At 35.3% G+C, this 20,763-nt stretch carries 14 protein-coding genes and 3 rRNA genes; all 17 read left to right on the forward strand.

All coding sequences use genetic code 11. The annotated features are described in order from the left end of the window. Positions 1–53: 53 nt before the first annotated feature. The 17 genes from ACKRLN_RS08040 (at position 54) to ACKRLN_RS08120 (ending at position 20,756) form a co-directional block, all read left to right on the forward strand. On the forward strand, positions 54–836 hold the full coding sequence (locus ACKRLN_RS08040) for a carbohydrate ABC transporter permease (protein ID WP_416334829.1): 783 nt from the start codon (positions 54–56) through the stop codon (positions 834–836). 9 nt (positions 837–845) lie between these two features. Beyond that, positions 846–1,673 (forward strand): carbohydrate ABC transporter permease, encoded by an 828-nt coding sequence (locus ACKRLN_RS08045; protein WP_416334830.1) that lies wholly within the window; start codon positions 846–848, stop codon positions 1,671–1,673. Between the two features lie 8 nt (positions 1,674–1,681). After that, positions 1,682–2,947, forward strand: a complete 1,266-nt coding sequence (locus tag ACKRLN_RS08050; protein WP_416334831.1) for an alkaline phosphatase family protein — start codon at positions 1,682–1,684, stop codon at positions 2,945–2,947. A 143-nt stretch (positions 2,948–3,090) separates the two neighbouring features. Then, entirely contained in the window at positions 3,091–4,047 is a 957-nt protein-coding gene (locus ACKRLN_RS08055; protein ID WP_416334832.1) for an ABC transporter ATP-binding protein, read from the forward strand. 8 nt (positions 4,048–4,055) lie between these two features. Beyond that, a complete protein-coding gene (locus ACKRLN_RS08060; protein WP_416334833.1) occupies positions 4,056–5,174 on the forward strand; it encodes an ABC transporter substrate-binding protein in 1,119 nt (372 codons plus the stop codon). A 2-nt stretch (positions 5,175–5,176) separates the two neighbouring features. Beyond that, positions 5,177–6,826, forward strand: coding sequence for an ABC transporter permease (locus ACKRLN_RS08065; protein ID WP_296142977.1), 1,650 nt, complete (start codon positions 5,177–5,179; stop codon positions 6,824–6,826). Between the two features lie 485 nt (positions 6,827–7,311). Next, a 16S ribosomal RNA gene (locus ACKRLN_RS08070) occupies positions 7,312–8,840 on the forward strand. Between the two features lie 160 nt (positions 8,841–9,000). Then, a 23S ribosomal RNA gene (locus ACKRLN_RS08075) occupies positions 9,001–12,209 on the forward strand. Between the two features lie 118 nt (positions 12,210–12,327). Then, positions 12,328–12,444: ribosomal RNA gene (rrf, locus tag ACKRLN_RS08080) — 5S ribosomal RNA — on the forward strand. The 16S, 23S and 5S rRNA genes sit together here, the layout of an rRNA operon. A gap of 740 nt (positions 12,445–13,184) precedes the next feature. Next, positions 13,185–13,964, forward strand: a complete 780-nt coding sequence (locus ACKRLN_RS08085; protein ID WP_296143250.1) for a uroporphyrinogen decarboxylase family protein — start codon at positions 13,185–13,187, stop codon at positions 13,962–13,964. Further along, positions 13,965–14,612 carry a corrinoid protein gene (locus ACKRLN_RS08090; protein WP_296143252.1) on the forward strand — a complete coding sequence of 216 codons (648 nt, stop codon included), beginning with the start codon at positions 13,965–13,967 and terminating at the stop codon, positions 14,610–14,612. It abuts the gene before it with no gap. Continuing rightward, entirely contained in the window at positions 14,613–16,187 is a 1,575-nt protein-coding gene (locus ACKRLN_RS08095; protein WP_296143253.1) for an ASKHA domain-containing protein, read from the forward strand. Between the two features lie 8 nt (positions 16,188–16,195). Beyond that, positions 16,196–16,612: a DUF4430 domain-containing protein gene (locus tag ACKRLN_RS08100; RefSeq protein WP_296143255.1), complete on the forward strand. Its 417-nt coding sequence runs from the start codon at positions 16,196–16,198 to the stop codon at positions 16,610–16,612. Beyond that, positions 16,613–17,131 (forward strand): hypothetical protein, encoded by a 519-nt coding sequence (locus ACKRLN_RS08105; protein WP_296143257.1) that lies wholly within the window; start codon positions 16,613–16,615, stop codon positions 17,129–17,131. A gap of 9 nt (positions 17,132–17,140) precedes the next feature. Beyond that, the gene (locus ACKRLN_RS08110) at positions 17,141–18,253 is read left to right on the forward strand and encodes a uroporphyrinogen decarboxylase family protein (protein WP_416334834.1); all 1,113 of its coding nucleotides are present in this window, start codon (positions 17,141–17,143) and stop codon (positions 18,251–18,253) included. 11 nt (positions 18,254–18,264) lie between these two features. Next, a complete protein-coding gene (locus tag ACKRLN_RS08115; RefSeq protein WP_296143261.1) occupies positions 18,265–19,377 on the forward strand; it encodes a uroporphyrinogen decarboxylase family protein in 1,113 nt (370 codons plus the stop codon). 8 nt (positions 19,378–19,385) lie between these two features. Further along, entirely contained in the window at positions 19,386–20,756 is a 1,371-nt protein-coding gene (locus tag ACKRLN_RS08120; protein ID WP_296143264.1) for a Na+/H+ antiporter NhaC family protein, read from the forward strand. Positions 20,757–20,763 lie beyond the last annotated feature (7 nt).

The following is a 20,763-nucleotide window of genomic DNA, read 5'->3' on the forward strand; positions in this document are numbered from 1 at the left end:
TAGCTCCATCAATGATAGTTTTTATCTTATTTTCTTTTATTCCAATTATATATATGATTTACTTATCATTTCATGATTGGAATTTTGTATCCCCTGATATGAATTTTGTAGGTTTAAAAAACTTTAAACAATTATTGGGAGATCCTAGGTTTATTCAAACAATGAGTAATACTCTTTTGTATACTGTTTTGACAGTAGCAGGATTTGTAATTTTTGGATTACTAATTGCATTGGCCCTAAATAAAAGCACAAAAATCCACTCTTTTATGCAAAGTGTAATCTTTGCACCTTATATTATTTCCTTAGTTTCCATATCCATGCTTTGGTTATGGTTGATGGATTATGATTATGGATTATTTAACTTCTTATTAGGTAGGATTGGAATTTCACCAGTGAGATTTTTGACTGATCCTAATGTAGTTATTTATTCATTAGCTGCAGTAAGTATTTGGAAGGGTGTTGGATACTATTCATTAATATTTCTTTCAGGGCTTCAAGCAATTCCAAATGATATTTATGAAGCAGCAGCCTTAGATAATACACCTTGGTATAGAAAATTATTTAAAATTACACTTCCTATGTTATCACCTACAGTGTTTTTTGTCGGTATAACTAGTATAATTGCAAGTTTTAAAGTATTTGAAACCATAGCTATAATGACTCAAGGTGGACCAATCAATGCGTCTAATACTTTAGTTTATTATATTTATGAAACAGGATTTAAGTTCTTTAATATGGGACTATCATCTGCTGCTGGTGTAATTTTATTCGTAGTTATAGCTATACTAACATTCATTTATTTTAAATTGATGTCTAGTAAAGTTTACTATAATTAAGGAGAATCCATGCAAAAAGAAAGTATATTAAGAAAAATATTTAGATATATCCTATTAATATTAATTATAATTGTTTTTTTAGGACCTTTTTTATGGATGGTATTTACATCTTTTAAGCCATTAGCAGAGACACTAAGATTACCACCTACATTATTTCCAGAAACTTGGGTACCACAAAACTATGCTGATGCTTGGCAATCTGGACCATTTTTGCACTATACAAAAAACTCAATAATAGTTACATTATCTGTAGTAATTTTACAGCTTCTTACAATAATACCAGCAGCTTATGCATTTGCGAAAATGGATTTTACTGGTAGAAAAACTTTGTTTTCATCAATCTTAGTAACTATGATGATTCCAGCTCAATTAATATTTTTGCCAGTATATTTAATGTTTTCAAAAGTTAACCTTATTAATACTTATTGGTCATTAATATTACCATGGGCTAGTTCAGCTTTTGGTATTTTCTTGCTTCGCCAAAGATTTATGCAAGTTCCAGATGAGATTATTGAAGCAGCAATTTTGGATAATACACCTACTTGGAAAATAATTTATAAAATTATGTTGCCTCAAGCTAGAGGTACTGTAATTACAATAGCTTTGTTTACTTTTATTTCTGAATGGAATGATTATTTCTGGCCATTGGTTATGACAAGCAACGATGATGTTAGGACTCTTCCTTTAGGAGTATCTATGCTTAAATCTACTCTTGATGGTATTCAATGGAATACAGTTATGGCAGGAAATGTTATTTTGATACTACCAATAGTAATAATTTACCTAATTGCTCAAAAAGAAATTATAAAAGCTATGACTTATAGCGGAATAAAATAGGAGATATTATGAATAATACACCACTTATAGTAATTTCACTAGATGCTCTTGGAAACTGTGATGAGGAAGTTTACAAACAATTACCATTTTTAAAATCAATGATAGAAAAAGGTACTTGGATTAAAAAAGTTGAATCAGTATATCCTACTTTAACTTATCCTATACATTCTTCAGTTGTAACAGGAAGATATCCGATAGAACATGGAGTAGATAATAATCTACTTGTGCAACCAGAGAAAAAAGCTATGGATTGGTATTGGGATCATTCTTATATTTCTGGCGATACTATTTTAAACAATGCCCACAATAAAGGATTAAAAATTGCAGCTTTTTCTTGGCCAGTTTCTGCAAAAGCAGATATTGAGTTTAACGTCCCAGAAGTTTCTCCAAATTCAGAAGGAACATTTATTGACCACTTAAAAGAAAATGGTAGTGGTGAATATATAGAAGAACTTCAGTCTGTCTTTGGTCCATTTGATAGTCATGATAGTCAAAAACAAAAAGATGAGTGGATGGCAAATGCTACAGCCTACACATTTGAAAAACACCAACCAGATATTACTTTTCTTCATCTAATAGATGTTGACCACCAAAAACACGTTTATGGTGCAAGTCATTTTGCAGTAAAAGATGCAATAAAAGAATTAGATGACAGACTTAGTCGTATGTTTGAGAAAATTTCAAAAGTTAAAAATCTTGATGAAATAAATATAATGCTTCTAAGTGACCATTCTCAAATTGATACAGCTTATCCTATTAGACTAAACAAAATGCTAGCTGATATGGATTTAGTAAATGTAAATGAAGATGGAACTGTAAAAGAAGACTGGCAAGCATATTTCTTAACATGTGGAGGATCCACAGCTCTCTATACAAAAGAAGATAATCCTAAACTTGTAGAAGAAATCAAAGAAAAAATTGAAAGCCTTAACTTAGAAGGTATAGATCAAATATTTAGTACAGAAGAAATTCAAGAATTAAAATCAAGTGACTCAGCTAAGCTTTGGCTAGAGGCTAAAGAAGGCTATGTTTTTGATGCAGATGCTAGAGATTTCATTGAAAACAGAAATCAAGAACCAGGACCACGCGGAAACCATGGATTTTTGCCTAGTAAAGAAAAAAATCTAGCAATAGCAATATTTGCAGGTCCAGCTTTTAAAGAAAATAGCATCATAGAAGATGAAAAGATTGTAGATATCGCTCCTACAATAGATAAGATTTATGATTTAGATATGAAAGATATGAGCGGAAGTGTTATTGATTGTTTAAAATAAAATATATTATAGTTTTCGTTAATCCACCCCATGATGTCAGGGGTGGATTTTTTTACAAAAACTTTACAAATGTTTTGCAAACTTTATATATTAATTAGATAAAATTATTTCTGCAGCAAAGATTCTAAGAAAGCAGGAGTATTATGAAAATTTCACTTATAAATATTAATAAAAAGTTTTCAGATAGTTTTAGTATTAAGGATTTGAATTTGGTCATAGACCATAATTCTTTTACCACTCTCTTAGGACCTTCTGGTTGCGGAAAAACTACCGTTTTAAGGATGATTTCTGGCCTTGAAATACCAGATAGTGGAGAAATATTATTTGATGATAAAGTTATTTTTTCAAGTGAGAAAAATATAAATATTCCTCCAGAAAAACGTGGTCTAGGTTTTGTTTTTCAAGACTTTTCCCTATGGCCTCATATGACAGTTTTTGAAAATGTTGCTTTTCCTCTAAAGGCTAAGGGTGATAATACTGATACTAAGAAAAAAGTATTAAGAGCCCTTGAAACTGTACACTTGGATGGTTATGAAAATAGATTTCCAAGGGAGCTTTCTGGTGGTCAACAGCAAAGAGTTGCCTTTGCTCGCGCCATTAGCGACAATCCAGATTGTGTTTTATTTGATGAGCCTCTTTCTGCTCTTGATGCTATTTTAAGGGAACAAATGCGCCTTGAAATCGCAAAAATTGTGAAAGATATGGGACAAACTGCAGTTTTTGTCACCCACGACCAAGAAGAAGCTATGTCTATGTCAGATGACATTATTATTATGAATAATGGCCACATCGAGCAAAAAGCAAGTCCTGAAGATATATATAAGTATCCAAAAACAGATTTTGTGGCTCATTTCATTGGCAAATCTAATTGGCTGGACAAAAATCATATGATTCGCCCAGAAGATTTTACTGATAAGGAAATCCCAGGCTCAGACTTATATAAAACAGAAGTTATTTCTTCACAATTTTTAGGAGATTCTTACATAATTTATCTGGATTATATGGGAAATAATTGGTCATTTAATTCCAAAAACGGAAAAAAGGCAGGGGAGATTTTAAATCTTTATGCCGATAAGAAAAATATTATAGAATTTAACTAGGAGAAATTATGAAAAAAATTCTTAATGCCCTTATGGCACTATCTATTGCAGCTGCGCTTTCAGCTTGTGGCAATGCAAACACAACAGAAGCACCAGCAGAAAATACTGCAGAACAAACACAAAGTGCAGAAGAAAATAAGACTGAAACACCAGAAGTAAAAGAAGAAAAAACTGAAGAAGCTGCTCCAGCAGAAACTTCAAGCGAAGAAAACAAAGACCTTTCTGGATCAGTTACAGTTTATATGCCAAGCCCAAAAGGACTTAACGAAAAATACATTGCAGCTTTTGAAGAAGAAACAGGTGTAAAAGTTGATCTTTTTGAAGGAACAACTGGAGAAATTCTTGCTCGTCTAGAAGCAGAAAAAGACAATCCAGTAGCAGATGTTGTGGTTTTAGCATCTTGGTCTGATGGTCTTGCTATGAAAAAAGAAGGAAATCTAGAAAGCTATGATGCAAAGGATGCTGACAAACTTTACGAAGATTTTATTGATAGCGATAAAGAATTATTTGGTACAAGTGCATCAGCAGTTGGAGTAATCTATAACACAACTATTGTAGAAAACCTAGATGCTGATTGGGCAGATTTTGCAGATGAAAAATACAATGGCGACATAGCATTGCCAGATCCAGAAAAATCTGGTTCAGCAAAAGATTTCTTAGCAGGATACTTCTCACAAAACAAAGATGATTGGAAAACTTGGGAAGATATTGCAGCAAATGGACTAACAATTCCAGGAGCAAACAAAGCAGCCCTAGAAGCAGTAACAACTGGAGAAAAAGCAATTCTTCTTGCAGGTGTTGACTACAATGCATACAAATCAATTGCAGATGGCGAACCACTAGCAATTTATTATCCAAAAAGCGGAACAGTTATCAACCCAAGACCAGCGATGATTTTAAAATCAGCTAAAAATATGGACAATGCAAAAGCCTTTATTGATTTCCTAATCTCAGATAAAGCTCAAGAACTAGTAGCAGATGCCTACCTACTACCAGGTAGATCTGATATTACAACAGATAAGAGAACAAATGTAGCAGACATTCCACAATTTGAAAATCTAGATTGGGATTACATGCTAGAAAATGCTGATGAAATCTCAGCAAAAATGAATTCATTAGTAAAATAACAATGAAAAAGACAAAAACTAGTAATTATCTAATCTTATTACTACTTTTGTTTTTTATAGTAACACCGATAGCAACGGTATTTTTAAGAGCGATCATCATAGATGGTCGCTTAAATTTTAGCCAAGCAGCTGAGTTGATTTTTACCAAAGATAATCTTCTTACTATAAAAAACTCCCTATTATTAGGAATATTAGTAGTAATATGTGCAAGTCTGATAGCAACACCCTTGGGATTTATATTTACAAAATCAAGACTAGCCAAGTACAAGTGGCTAGAAATTATTTTTATGATTCCTTTTATGACTCCACCATATATCCTATCCATGGGTTGGATTCTATTTTGCCAAAAAAGAGGTCTTTTCCAACAACTTTTCCCAGCAACTGGCAATTTTAGCGAAAAATTCTTCTCGATTTTTGGCTTGGTTATGGTAATGAGTTTGCATATTTTCCCTTTTATGACCAATATTATAAAAAACTCCATTGGCAATATATCGGCAAATATGGACGAAAGTGCCAAAATTTCTGGGGCGGGATTGGGATATAGGCTTAGAAAAATAATTTTCCCCCTCCTTACTGGTAACTATGCAATTGGCATGCTTTTAGTATTTATCAAAACACTTTCAGAATATGGGACCCCGGCAACTATTGGTAGGAGAATCGGCTTTATAGTTTTTACAACAGATATTCACCGATATGCAACAGTAGCACCAATTGATTTTGGAAAGGCTGCAAGTTTATCTTCTATACTTGTAATTATCTGTATGCTTATGCGTATGGTTCAAAATAGAGTTACAGAAAAAAATACTTATAACCTAGTCGGACAAAAATCAGCCCGCACCAAGGAGATGAATCACCCAGTGATTTTTGATGTACTTGCAGTAATTTATCTTATAATCCTGATTGTATTTTCCATAGGCATCCCTTATTTTTCAATAATTGCCACATCTCTTATAAATTTAAGAGGCTATGGACTTAAGGCTGGCAATTTCACTGGTAAACATTATCTAGATTTATTCCAAAACAGGTCAGCAGCAAAAAGGGCCCTTCTTACAAGCTTCGGATTAGGAGCTGCAACTGCCATTATTTGTGCAGTAATTGGGACATTTATAGTAGTAAGTCTTTATCGTCAAGGTAAATGGAAAAAATATTTAGAAAACATCGCCATTTTACCAGAAATGATTCCAAACATTGTATTTGTAATAGGTCTTATGATTTTTTGGAACAAAATCTATAACGTCATTCCCCTTTATAATACAGTAGGATTTATGGTTTTAGTATATTCAGTAATGTTTTTACCATTTACTATCCAATACGTATCATCATCTTTTTTACAAATGGGAGATAATCTCATCCAGGCAGCAAAAATAAGTGGTGCAAGCAGGGCTTACACATTTAGAAAAGTAATCTTGCCGCTGATTGCCCCAAGCATAAGTTCAGCAGCCATGATGACATTTATAATTTCATTTAGGGAGTTAGTAGCAAGCTCCATAATTAGTCCACCAAATGTCATGACAGTATCAACCTTCATAACAAGCGAGTTTGAACAAGGCTCCGTATCCGTAGGTATGGCTATGGCAGTAGTATGTGTATTTATCACAACTGGGCTACTAATAGTAGTAAATATTTTAAACAATAAAAGAAATAAAAAATAATACTTGACACAAAATAAAATACCTAGTAAGATTAATAGCACCACTTAGAAAGTGTGTATCAAAAAATATTTGACAAAACTTTTTGAATGGTATATCATATAAAAATACCACACCTGCTATAAAAGTTGTTTATAGCAAAAATATTAAAAAAATTATCAAAAACATTTGACAAAGATTTTTGATCGTGGTATTATATATTTTGTCGTTAACACACGACAGATTGAACCAGATAAGTTAAACCTTATCTACAAATAAATAATAATTAAACTTAATCAATTAATTTGAGTAACCAAAAAAGACTTTTTCATTTTATTGAAAGAGTCACAATGATTCTTATCTATATAATATAGAAAAATAATATAGAAAAAGGATAAATTTAAATCACGCATTGATTAAAAGATCAGTGTAAATGAAAAGAGCTTGAATCAAAAAGCTTTTATGAACAAAACTTAAAACTACTATTTTAAAATAGTAGTTAAATAATTTTTCATGAGAGTTTGATCCTGGCTCAGGATTAACGCTGGCGGCGTGCATAACACATGCAAGTCGAACGATGAAACTCATTAGATTTCTTCGGAATGAAAATGAAAGGATTAGTGGCGAACGGGTGAGTAACGCGTGAGTAACCTGCCTTACACAAGGGGATAGCCTCTGGAAACGGAGAATAATACCCTATGAAACTTTAACTTCGCATGAAGAGTAAGTCAAAGTGCTTAGCGGTGTAAGATGGACTTGCGTCTGATTAGCTAGTTGGTGAGATAAAAGCTCACCAAGGCAACGATCAGTAGCCGGCTTGAGAGAGTGTACGGCCACATTGGGACTGAGACACGGCCCAGACTCCTACGGGAGGCAGCAGTGGGGAATTTTGCACAATGGGGGAAACCCTGATGCAGCGACGCCGCGTGATTTAGAAGGCCTTCGGGTTGTAAAAATCTTTTGTATAGGAAGAAAATGACAGTACTATACGAATAAGGTCCGGCTAATTACGTGCCAGCAGCCGCGGTAATACGTAAGGACCGAGCGTTGTCCGGAATCATTGGGCGTAAAGGGTACGTAGGCGGGTTTTTAAGTTAGAAGTCAAAGGCTATAGCTCAACTATAGTAAGCTTCTAAAACTGGGAACCTTGAGTAATGGAAGGGAAAGTGGAATTCCTAGTGTAGCGGTGGAATGCGCAGATATTAGGAGGAATACCGGTGGCGAAGGCGACTTTCTGGCCATTAACTGACGCTGAGGTACGAAAGCGTGGGTAGCAAACAGGATTAGATACCCTGGTAGTCCACGCCGTAAACGATGAGTGTTAGGTGTCTGGAGTAAATCTGGGTGCCGCAGCTAACGCATTAAACACTCCGCCTGGGGAGTACGCACGCAAGTGTGAAACTCAAAGGAATTGACGGGGACCCGCACAAGCAGCGGAGCATGTGGTTTAATTCGAAGCAACGCGAAGAACCTTACCAAGTCTTGACATATTACGGAGGGCATCTAGAGATAGATCCTTAGAGCTTCGGCTCACTGTAATACAGGTGGTGCATGGTTGTCGTCAGCTCGTGTCGTGAGATGTTGGGTTAAGTCCCATAACGAGCGCAACCCCTTTTGCTAGTTACCATCATTAAGTTGGGGACTCTAGCAATACTGCCGGTGACAAACCGGAGGAAGGTGGGGATGACGTCAAATCATCATGCCCTTTATGACTTGGGCTACACACGTGCTACAATGGCAGGTACAGAGGGAAGCTACAGAGTGATCTGATGCAAAACTCAAAAAGCCTGTCCCAGTTCGGATTGCACTCTGCAACTCGAGTGCATGAAGTTGGAGTTGCTAGTAATCGTGGATCAGAATGCCACGGTGAATGCGTTCCCGGGTCTTGTACACACCGCCCGTCACACCATGGAAGTTGGCAATACCCGAAGCCTGTGAGCTAACCAATAGGGAGCAGCAGTCGAAGGTAGGGTCAGTAACTGGGGTGAAGTCGTAACAAGGTAGCCGTATCGGAAGGTGCGGCTGGATCACCTCCTTTCTAAGGATTGAGAAGTCGATACGTCGACTTCTCAAGAAGAAATTACTTTGTGATTTCTAATTAGAAACATATGTTACTCAAATTAATAGTTTAATTGTATTTGTTAAAAATGAACCGCTCACAACAGTGAGTAAAAAATTAAATAGCAAACAATATTTCCAGTCAAGAAACAAAGGGCTCAAGGTGGATGCCTTGGCACATGAAGACGATGAAGGACGTAAGTGAACGAAAACTAGGGCAAGCTCACAAAAAGCACTGACCCCTAGGTATCCGAATGGGGAAACCCGGCTGTGGAAGACACAGTCATCATAAAGTGAATACATAGCTTTATGAAGTAAGACCCTGCGAACTGAAACATCTAAGTAGCAGGAGGAAAAGAAAGAAAACTCGATTTTCCAAGTAGCGGCGAGCGAAAAGAAAACAGCCCAACCCAATAAGAAATATATTTTTTAGCAGAATCATTTGGGAAGATGAACCAAAGAAAGTGACAGTCTTGTAAGCAAAAGAAAATATATTGTGGGGGCAAGTAGCAGTGAACACGAGAAATTTGCTGTGAAGATAGGGGGCCCATCCCCTAAGGCTAAATACTAACATGTGACCGATAGCGAACAAGTACCGTGAGGGAAAGGTGAAAAGAACCCCGAAAGGGGAGTGAAACAGAACCTGAAACCTTGAGCCTACAATCAGACAGAGCACAACAGTGTGATGTCGTACCTTTTGTAGAATGGGCCAGCGAGTTATCGTACTTAGCAAGGTTAAGTCTTTAAGAGACGGAACCAAAGCGAAAGCGAGTCTTAATAGGGCGAAAGTTAAGTGCGATAGACCCGAAACCGGGTGATCTATCCATGGTCAGAGTGAAGGTGAAGTAAAATTCACTGGAGGCTCGAACCGGGTGCGGTTTAAAACGCATCGGATGAACTGTGGATAGGGGCGAAAAACCAAACGAACCCGGAGATAGCTGGTTCTCCTCGAAATAGCTTTAGGGCTAGCCTATGATTAAAGATTTGCGGAGGTAGAGCACTGACTGGCCTAGGGCGGCTTACCGTACCAAAGCCTATCAAACTCCGAATGCCAAAAAATCAGATCATGGAGTCAGACTTAGAGGGATAAGCTCCTAAGTCGAAAGGGAAACAGCCCAGACCGACAGCTAAGGTCCCAAAATCTGGATTAAGTGGAAAAGGATGTGAACCTACTAAGACAACCAGGACGTTGGCTTAGAAGCAGCCATACATTTAAAGAATGCGTAATAGCTCACTGGTCAAGTGGGTTTGCGCCGAAAATAAACGGGGCTAAAATTCAGTACCGAAGCTTCGGATTGATAGAGAATTTAAATCTATAATATAAAGGAAACCATTAAAAAAGGATAAAGAAAACTAAACTAGACTGAGAAATATTAAAATATACAATCAAGATAAAACGAGTTATCAACTAATTAATTACGCAAAATCACAAGTAAAAGGTAAGTTGGTCTGCACTTTGACAAATCAACTCCTCCCAAAGCCGGAGGGGCTAACTTTGAAACAGTGAGACATTTGACCTACTAACAAATCAAAGATTTGAGTTAGGTCAAGATAACTACAAAAATCACTAGATTAAACAGTAAGATATATAAATAAAAAATATATCAAAGTCTGGAAAAGTATTCTAAAACCGATAAAAAGATGGTTACTTATGTATAGATTTAAATACTCTATCAGTGGTAGAGGAGCATTGTATTAGGGAAGAAGCCCAAGCGAAAGCAGGCGTGGACTTAATACAAGAGAGAATGCTGGCATGAGTAGCGAGAAGGGATGTGAGAATCATCCCCGTCGAAACCCCAAGGACTCCTGAGCAAGGCTCGTCCCCTCAGGGAAAGTCGGGACCTAAGGCGAGGCCAAAAGGCGTAGCCGATGGATAACAGGTTTATATTCCTGTACCGCTTAAAGTCGCTATTAGAGAAGTGATGACGCAAGAGGATAAGCTAAGCTGCCCGATGGATGGCAGTCTAAGCACAAAGGCTGATTAGTAGGCAAATCCGCTAATCAAAAAGCTAATGTGTGATAGGTATCGAAAACATGAGTAGAGAAGTAGCCGATTTCAAATTGCCAAGAAAAGTCACTATCGATGACCAAAGCGCCCGTACCAAAACCGACACAGGTAGGGAGGTAGAGAATACCAAGACGCGCGGAAGAACCTTTGTTAAGGAACTCGGCAAAATGTCCCCGTAACTTCGGGAGAAGGGGAGCCATAGCGATATGGCCACAGAAACCAGGCCCAAGCGACTGTTTACCAAAAACACAAGTTTCTGCAAAATCGTAAGATGAAGTATAGGAGCTGACACCTGCCCGGTGCTGGAAGGTTAAGGGGAAGGCTTAGCGCAAGCGAAGGCTAGAACTTAAGCCCCAGTAAACGGCGGCCGTAACTATAACGGTCCTAAGGTAGCGAAATTCCTTGTCGGGTAAGTTCCGACCCGCACGAAAGGTGTAACGATTTGGGCACTGTCTCAACAAAGGATCCGGTGAAATTGTAGTAGTCGTGAAGATGCGACTTACCCACGCTAGGACGGAAAGACCCCGTGGAGCTTTACTGTAGGCTGATATTGGATTTTGAGATTAGATGTACAGGATAGTTGGGAGGCGAAGAAGCATGTACGCCAGTATGTGCCAAGCCATCCTTGGGATACCAACCTTCTAATATCAGAATTCTAACATTGACCCTTAATCAGGGCAAAGGACATTGTCAGTTGGGCAGTTTGACTGGGGCGGTCGCCTCCTAAAAAGTAACGGAGGCGTTCAAAGGTTCGCTCAGAATGGACGGAAACCATTCGTAGAGTACAAAGGCAAAAGCGAGCTTAACTGCGAGAGATACAGCTCAAGCAGAGTAGAAATACGGACTTAGTGATCCGGTGGCACCGCATGGAAGGGCCATCGCTCAACGGATAAAAGCTACCCCGGGGATAACAGGCTTATCTCCCCCAAGAGTCCACATCGACGGGGAGGTTTGGCACCTCGATGTCGGCTCGTCTCATCCTGGGGCTGAAGTAGGTCCCAAGGGTTGGGCTGTTCGCCCATTAAAGAGGCACGCGAGCTGGGTTCAGAACGTCGTGAGACAGTTCGGTCCCTATCCAGCGTGGGCGTAAGAAATTTGCGAGGACCTGTCCTTAGTACGAGAGGACCGGGATGGACATACCACTGGTGTACCAGTTGTTCCGCCAGGAGCATAGCTGGGTAGCTAAGTATGGAATTGATAAGTACTGAAAGCATCTAAGTACGAAGCAACCCTCAAGATAAGATTTCTAAAAGTACGTAAAGAAAATACGTTTGATAGGTCCAAGGTGTAAGTGCAGTAATGTATTAAGCTAATGGATACTAAACTTTTAATCTTGACTGGAAATATGGTTTGCTATTCAATGGTTCAGTCGGTGCTTTGACAAATCGAAGATTTGAAACAGCACGACATTTGACCTACCAACGAAAACAAGTTTTCGGGTTAGGTCAAGAAAATATAATATGGTGATGATGGCATGAGGGATACACCTGTTCCCATACCGAACACAGAAGTTAAGCCTCATTACGCTGATGGTACTCGGAGGGTGACCTCCCGGTAGAGTAAGAAATCGCCAAATAATTTAAGAGCTGGTCAGATGACCAGTTCTTTTTATTTACATAATACACTTGACACGAAAACTCGCTTCTTTTAGAAGCTCTTCCGTGCTACCGCACTTCATTTTCGGCATAAACACCCGAAATCAACGGGTGTTTATGTATACCGAACACAGAAGTTAAGCCTCATTACGCCGATGGTACTCGGATGGCAATCCGCTAAAACTCGTTTGCTAACGCAAACTCTCACGTGCTCCCGCACTCAGTTTTAGCCTTAAATATGCCAAATCAAAGCATATTTAAGCCCGGTAGAGTAGGAAGTTGCTAAATGATTAAGAGCTAGTCAAATGACTAGTTCTTTTTTTGTATAGATTGGTTATGAAACTTCTTTTTTTCACCTTTACTTTTTTGATCGGCCTTAATCGGCCTATGTATAGCAACTTTATTAATCTTTGTAAATTTATGAAAATTTGTGTATAAAAAATTACAATCCCTAGATTAGTTTGACAAAAAAATGTTTATATGATAAATTATTATAGAATGCTTATGTAAATAATCCATTTTGGAAAGTACACTTATTTACTTAAGTTTATAAAAAAATTCTAATTAATGATTATTATAGTTCAAAAAGTTAGGTTTCGCCTAAAAGTACACCTTTTTGGATTGTTTTTGGCGTGCCTTTAACACTTACACTATAATAAGCATTAATTTTTTTGTGCCTAAATTTAAGTTTTTTACTTTTTTTTAGGAAATGGAGGTTTTAATGATTCGCTCTTATGAATGTATTGATAATCCAGAAAGACCTATTAAAAATAACGAGATTTTGACCAACCCTAAGCTTATGGCTGATTATTCCAAGGATGGAATATATATTTCCTTGCCGGTAGTTCCTATCATTCCTCTTTGCTTGGGTGTAAGTTTTGAGAATGGACGCACTGCTTATCCTATTTATGAAAAAATTTCTGATATAAATTTAGATATGGATTATAGCAAGGATGAATATAAGGCTATGCTAAAGGCTCTTGAAATTTTAGGCGTAGATAAAACAGTAATTGAAATTAGAGGACCTATTTCTGTTTTGGATAACCTATTGGGGGCTACAAAGGTTATGAAAGCCATGAGAAAGGACAGAGACACTTTAAAAAAGATTTATGATAAGCTTAGAGAAATATATATAGAATATATAAAAAAACTTCTTGATAAAGGTGTTAAAGTATTTAGTTTTACAGAAAGCATACTAGACCCTAAACTTTTAGGACCTCGCGAAGTTGCTAACTATGTGGATGATTTTTTAATAAGTTTCTTAAAAGATATTGAAAAATTGTCTTATGAATATAAATTCACCCTACATCTATGCCCCAAATCTAGCTTAGTACTAGTAGATTTGGCTAAGGCAAGTTTTGTGCCTTTAGGCTTTAAGAATCAGAAAAGATACATAGATATCCTGTTTGAAAATCCATATGTTTTTATGGGGGACAGGTGTATAAATCTCTCAGATAAAGAATTTAATAAGGTTAATAAATTAGTTTTAAAGGAGGATTAAGTGCCAAGCAAAGAAGAATATTTAAAAAAAATGGCCAATATGGTTATCGAGGAAGAAGATGAGGAAATAGCAGATCTTTGTAGAGAATATCTAGCAGAAGGATATGACCCACAAGAAGCGATTTTTAATGGGCTTATCAAAGGAATGAATGAAGTAGGAAAACTTTTTGAACAAGAAGAATACTACATTTCCGACCTATTGATTTGCTCAGATGCAATGTATAACGGCATAGAAGTTTTAAAAGAAAAAATAGAAACTCATGAGGAAAATAATGTAGCAACAGCAGTAATAGGTGTTGTTGAGGGCGATACCCATGATATAGGAAAAAATCTTGTAAAACTTATGTTTGAGATCGATGGATATAAAATGATTGATCTGGGAAAAGATGTGCCAGTAGAAAAATTTGTGGACCAAGCAATTGCGAATGATGCAGATTTTATAATGATGTCCACCCTAATGACAACAACTATGGGCAATATGAAAAAAGTCATTGATATTTTAAATGAAAGAGGCATCCGCGATCAGTTTAAGGTAATGATAGGTGGAGGACCTGTTTCAGAAAGTTTTGCAAAAGATATTGGCGCAGATGCTTATAGTGAAAATGCAAATGAAGCTGTAAAAGTTGCTAGAAAATTATTAGAAAAATAAATGCAAATAGAAATAGTAAATCTTGGCATAAAAATAGAAGCCGGTAAAAAAAGCATCCTACAAAGCCTGGTTGAAAATAATATAGAAATAAATAATTTTTGCAATGGTAGAGGAACTTGTGGCAAGTGTAAGATAAAAGTTTTGCAAGGAGAAATAAATCATTTAACAAAGTCAGAAGCAAACTTGCTAAGTGATGAAGAAATAAAAGAAAATATAAGGCTTGCTTGCCTTACTTATCCTAAAACTGACATAAAAATATCAATAGCAAATATAAATTCAGATATAAAAGTCCTAGACCAAGGGCAAATTCCAGAATTTAAAATGAATACAAGAAAAGGACTTGGAATAGCCCTAGATATTGGAACAACCACTATTGCAATGAATTTAATAAATTTAGAAAATGGAAATATTTTAGATAAAATTTCAGCAATCAATCCTCAAAGTAAATATGGTTTGGATGTAATGACTAGGATTACATATGAATTTGAAAATGAAAATGCTATTAAAAATTTACAAGAGATTATCATACAAAAAATAAATGCAATGATAGATGAAATTTGCATAAAAAATAATCTGGAAAAAGAAAATATAAAGCAAATAATAGTTGCTGCAAATACTACTATGCTTCATATGTTTTTAGGCAAGGATGCAAGATCACTAGGAAAATATCCTTATAAAACATCATTTGTAAAAACACAGACAATATCAGCCGAAGACATAGGAATAAATTTAAAAGCAAAAATATTTACCCTAGCCAATGTGTCTGCTTTTGTGGGCAGCGATATAGTTGCTGGAGTTTACCTAACCGACTTAAAAAATAAAAAAAATACTCTCTTTATAGATATAGGTACAAATGGCGAAATAGTTTTAAAAACTAAAGATAAATTATATTGCTGCTCAACAGCTGCAGGCCCAGCCCTTGAAGGAATGAATATAGAGTGCGGAATGCGCGCAGAAAGTGGAGCCGTAGAGCGAGTAAAAATAGAGAATGAAAAAATTTCCATAAAAAGCATAGGAGATACAAAAGCAAAAGGCCTTTGTGGTAGTGGTTTACTAAGTGCGGTTTCAGAAGTGATTGCAAATAATTTTGTAAATAAAAGAGGACGCATAGTAGACCCTAACAAGTTAGAAGCAAATGATTATAGAAAAAAATATATAAAAGAAGATGAGAAAAAAGGTCGAATCATCATTCTAGATGAAAATTCAAAAATCTATCTAAGTCAAAAAGATATAAGACAAGTGCAACTTGCTAAAGGGGCAATCTTATCAGGATTTATAACTCTTTTAAAGACTGAAAACATGGAAATCTCAGATCTAGAATCAGTAATAATAGCAGGTGGCTTTGGTAGTCATCTGAAAAAAGAAGATATAACAGGAGTGGGAATTCTGCCAAAACAAGCAAGTGATTTAATAACTTATGTAGGAAATTCATCCTTAATAGGAGCCTATATGGCACTTATGAACAATGAAATCATAAATCAAATGGAAATCCTATCAAGAAAAATCCAATATATAGAACTATCCACAACAGAAAATTACGAAAGAACATTTGCAAAAGCAATGCAATTTAATTAGGAGAAGATATGAAAAATTTTAAAAAATACTTTTTAGTTTTTGCCTTACTTACAACATTTACTCTTACATCTTGTAATAATGAGGCTAATAAAGAAGTGCCAAAAACAGAAACTAGCCAAGAAGAAATAGCTGAAAATCCTCAAACTACTAATGTAGAAATTATTTTTTATGACAAAGTAAATGATAAGGAAATTTTAAAGGAAAATGCTGATCTTGATAAAGATGGTTTACAATCATATCTAGAAAACAATCACAAAGCAAAATTTGAAGATGGAATGATGACTGAGCTAGAAGGCATTAGCCAAGATGCAAATAAAAATCAATATTGGATGTACTATGTAAATGATGAAATGGCTGATGTTGGTATTGGTGATTATGTTCCAAAAGATGGTGACAAAATAGAATTTAGATTTGAACAAATGTAGATGGATACCAAAAAATTAACTAGGCTAGCTAGTCTTTGTGCAATATGCGTTATTACTAGAATAAATTTTTCCCTAATCCCCAATGTTCAAATACTATCTGATATAATTTTAATCCTTGCTATAGATGGCAAGCTTGATGAATCTTTAATAGTAAATGCTATAACAATGACTGTAACTAGTTTTTACCTAGGATTTGGTTATTGGGTTTTATTTCAAATACTAGACTTTGGAATACTGGCAATAATTAATTATATTTTGTTCAACAAAATCAATCTAGTTAAAAATGACCTTAGCAAGGCAAGTGCTCTGGGGATTTCTGGATTTTTATATGGTCTGATTATAACGCTAATGCAGGTTTTTTTAGTAAGTGGTAATAAATTTTCCTTTATGGCTCTTTATGCAGGCTCGATTCCTTTTGATATTAACCATATGATAGGAAATGTTGTCATATACTTACTTTTGATTAAAAAATTAGAAAAATATATAAGTGGAGAGAAGAGTTTTAGAAAATTATATTAAGGAGGGTCTGTGGATAAAAATATACTAAAAAATGAGCTTTCAAATTATGAAATTCAAATGACATCTGCCGAAAGATCCAAGGCTTATTTTAATGGCGAAAAAGTAGATCATTTGCCATTTAATATCATGAGCCTAGATCTTGTTTATGGGATGAATATGGGCTATAGCCTAAAAGAAACTGAAAATATCGATAATCTTATAAAAATAATTGAAAAAAGGACTGAAGAATACAAAATATATGGCATATCTGAAGGACTAAATTTGCGTGCTATGGGATATGCTTTAGGATCTACTGGGATTTTTCCCGAAAATGATACAGATCATGTAGATCATTATCTAATGGAAGATGAACTTAACATGGATTTGTTGGAAATACCAGATCCATATAGCAATGAGCTTTTAAAAAAGAAATTAGAAAATGCTAAAAAGCTAAAAGAACACTTTCCAGACCATCCTATTTCAACTTTTGTAGCAGGCCCTATGTCAACAGCAGTTGCCATTAGGCCCATTAGCAAATTATTAAGAGATTTAAGAAAAAATCCAGAGGGGGTAAAAGAACTTTTAGATTTTTGTGTAAAAGCCAATATGGCTTGGGCAAGGGCCTTTAAAAAAGAGTTTGGACCAGTCAAAATAATGATTGCAGATCCAGTAACTTGCGATGATATTTTAAGCCCAAAACAAATAAAAGAATTTTCTTACCCATATTTAAAGAAATTGACATCAAATCTTTATCAGCTAAATGAAATAAAACCAGATTTACATATTTGTGGCCATACCAAAAAGCAATGGGAAGATCTTAAAGAATTTGATATAGAATCTTTTAGTGTTGATAATTGCCATGACTTAGCTCAGTGTAAAGAAAAAATCCAAGATAAACTAAGTTTAATGGGCAATGTTCCACCAGTTGAAGTAATGAGAAATGGCAGCATAGATGATGTTATAGAAGCTGTAAAAACTTGTATAAAAAAAGGTGCAGATAATAAAAATGGATACATTTGTGCAACAGGATGCGGAACACCAGCTGGTACACCAAAAGAAAATATAGATGCTTTTGTATATGCAGTTAGAAAATACAGCAAAGATGCAAAAATAGGTCAAATTCCACAAACAGTTTACCAGTAAAAGGAGGAAAAATGGATAAAGAAGAACTTTATGAAAAAATGAAAGATTATAAACCTGATATGACTTCGGCAGAAAGAATCGGAGCATATTTGAGTGGGCAAAGAGTAGACCATATTCCATTTGCTATTATGAGTACTAATAGAATAATTGCAAATGAATTAAACTATACCATAAAAGATATGGAAGATATTGATAAATTATCAGACATTATTCAGTACAAATATGATCATTACAAAATAGTTGGTTTGACAGAAGAATTAAGCTTAAGGACTATGGGCCATGCCCTTGGATCAAAATTAATTTTCCCAGAAAACGACATAGATTACATAGAAGAGTTTCTAATGGAAGATGAGCTTGATATGGATTTAGTTTCTATCCCAGATCCATATACAAATGAAGTTTTAGCTCCTAAAATTGAAAGAGCGCGTAAGCTAAAAGAAAGATTTCCTCATATGTCCATAGAAACAGAAATACCAGGGCCTATTACAACAGCGGCAGCTATAAGACCAATTGAGAAACTTTTAAGGGACTTAAGAAAGCAACCAGAAAAGGTAAAAGAACTCTTAGAATTTTGTATAAATGCAAACATGTCATGGGCTAAGGCTTTTAAAAATGAATTTGGCCCATCAAGTGTCATGGTGGTAGACCCTGTAGGATGTGATGATATTTTAAGCCCAAAACAGGTAAAAGAATTTTCACTTCCATATTTAAAAAAACAATTACATCTTTACTATCAGCTAAATGAAGTAAAGCCAAACTTACATATTTGTGGACATACCAATAGACAATGGCAATATTATAGAGATTTAGATATAGATTTTTTCAGTGTAGATAATTGTGAAAATTTAAGAGATTGTAAAGAGGAAATAGAAGATCAGCTAATAGTTGTAGGAAATATTCCACCAGTAGAAGTAATGCTTAATGGTAGCATTGATGAAGTTATAGCATCTGTAAAAGACTGCATCAAAAAAGCTGCAGATGCAAAAAGTGGATATATTGCAGCAACAGGTTGTGGATCACCAGTTGGCACACCAATAGAAAATCTGGATGCTTTTATATATGCAATCAATAAATATGGCAAAGATGCAAAATTAGGCGAGATGCCAAAGGCAATTAATGAATAGGAGAAAAGATGGTAAAGTCTAAAAATAAAAAATCGGGTGGCTATGCCTTAATACCGTTTTTGGTATTTATAGTAATTTACTTTGTAACAGGTATTATTTTACAAAATCAGGGCGTTGACATGGCCTTTTATCAAATGCCAGCTCCCGTTGCAGCATTTGTTGCAGTAATAGCAGCCTTTATAATGTTTAAAGATGACCTTAATACAAAATTTGCAAATTTTATAGCAGGTTGTGGGAATGAAGATATTATTTCAATGTGTTTAATATACCTGCTAGCAGGTGCATTTTCAGCAGTTGCAGAAGCAAGTGGTGGGCGAGATGCAGTTGTAAATTTAGGTCTTAAATTTATACCGCCTAGTCTAATAATTGCAGGAATTTTTGTGATTTCAGGTTTTATGGCAACTGCAACAGGTACATCAGTTGGAACAGTATCATCACTAACAACAGTAACCATAGGTTTAGCTCAAGGAGCAGGATTAAATAGTGCAATGAGTCTTGCAGCCCTTGTTAGTGGATCAATGTTTGGAGATAACCTATCAATTATTTCTGATACCACCATAGCCTCTACAAAAACTCAAAATGTAAGCATGAAAGATAAATTTAGGATGAATTTAAAAATAGCCTTACCGGCTGCCATTATTTCTATAATATTATTTATAGCATTGGGTAGACCGGACTCAACTGTTCCTATCCCAACAGGTCCTGTAGAAATAATAAAAGTACTACCATATTTATTGGTATTAATTACAGCCTTAATCGGCGTTAATGTATTTGTTGTATTAACCAGCGGTATTTTATTTTCAAGCTTAATTATGCTCTTTCAAAATGGATTTGATATTATAGCCCTTTCAAAACTAATTTATGAAGGTTTTGCATCAATGAATGAGATTTTCCTACTATCAATGATGATAGGAGGGCTGTCTTATATGGTAAATAAAGAAGGAGGATTAGACTTTGTTAACGACAAAATATTATCCTTTGTAAAAAACAAAAAAACTGCAGAAATTGGTATTTGCCTAATAGTATTTTTAATGGACATTGCCATTGCAAACAACACAGTATCAATTGTAATAGCAGGACCAATTGCAAAAAGACTTTCACATGATTATAAGGTAGACCCTAGAAGAGCAGCTTCACTATTAGATATATTTTCTTGTGTTGGCCAAGGGATAATTCCTTATGGAATCCAATTACTTGTGGCAGCTAAATTTACTGAAGGATTACTAGCACCAGTAGATATTATGCCTTACTTATTTTACCAATATTTACTAGCAGGCTTTGCAATCATTTCAATATTTATAAGATTTGCAGAATCAAAAGATCCATGGAATTATGAATACGATATGCCAGAAAGCCAAGTTTTGGAATTAAATAAATAAAAAATTA

The sequence above is a fragment of the Anaerococcus sp. AH8042_DFU013_CI05 genome (assembly GCF_047936775.1).
Taxonomy (GTDB): Bacteria; Bacillota; Clostridia; order Tissierellales; family Peptoniphilaceae; genus Anaerococcus.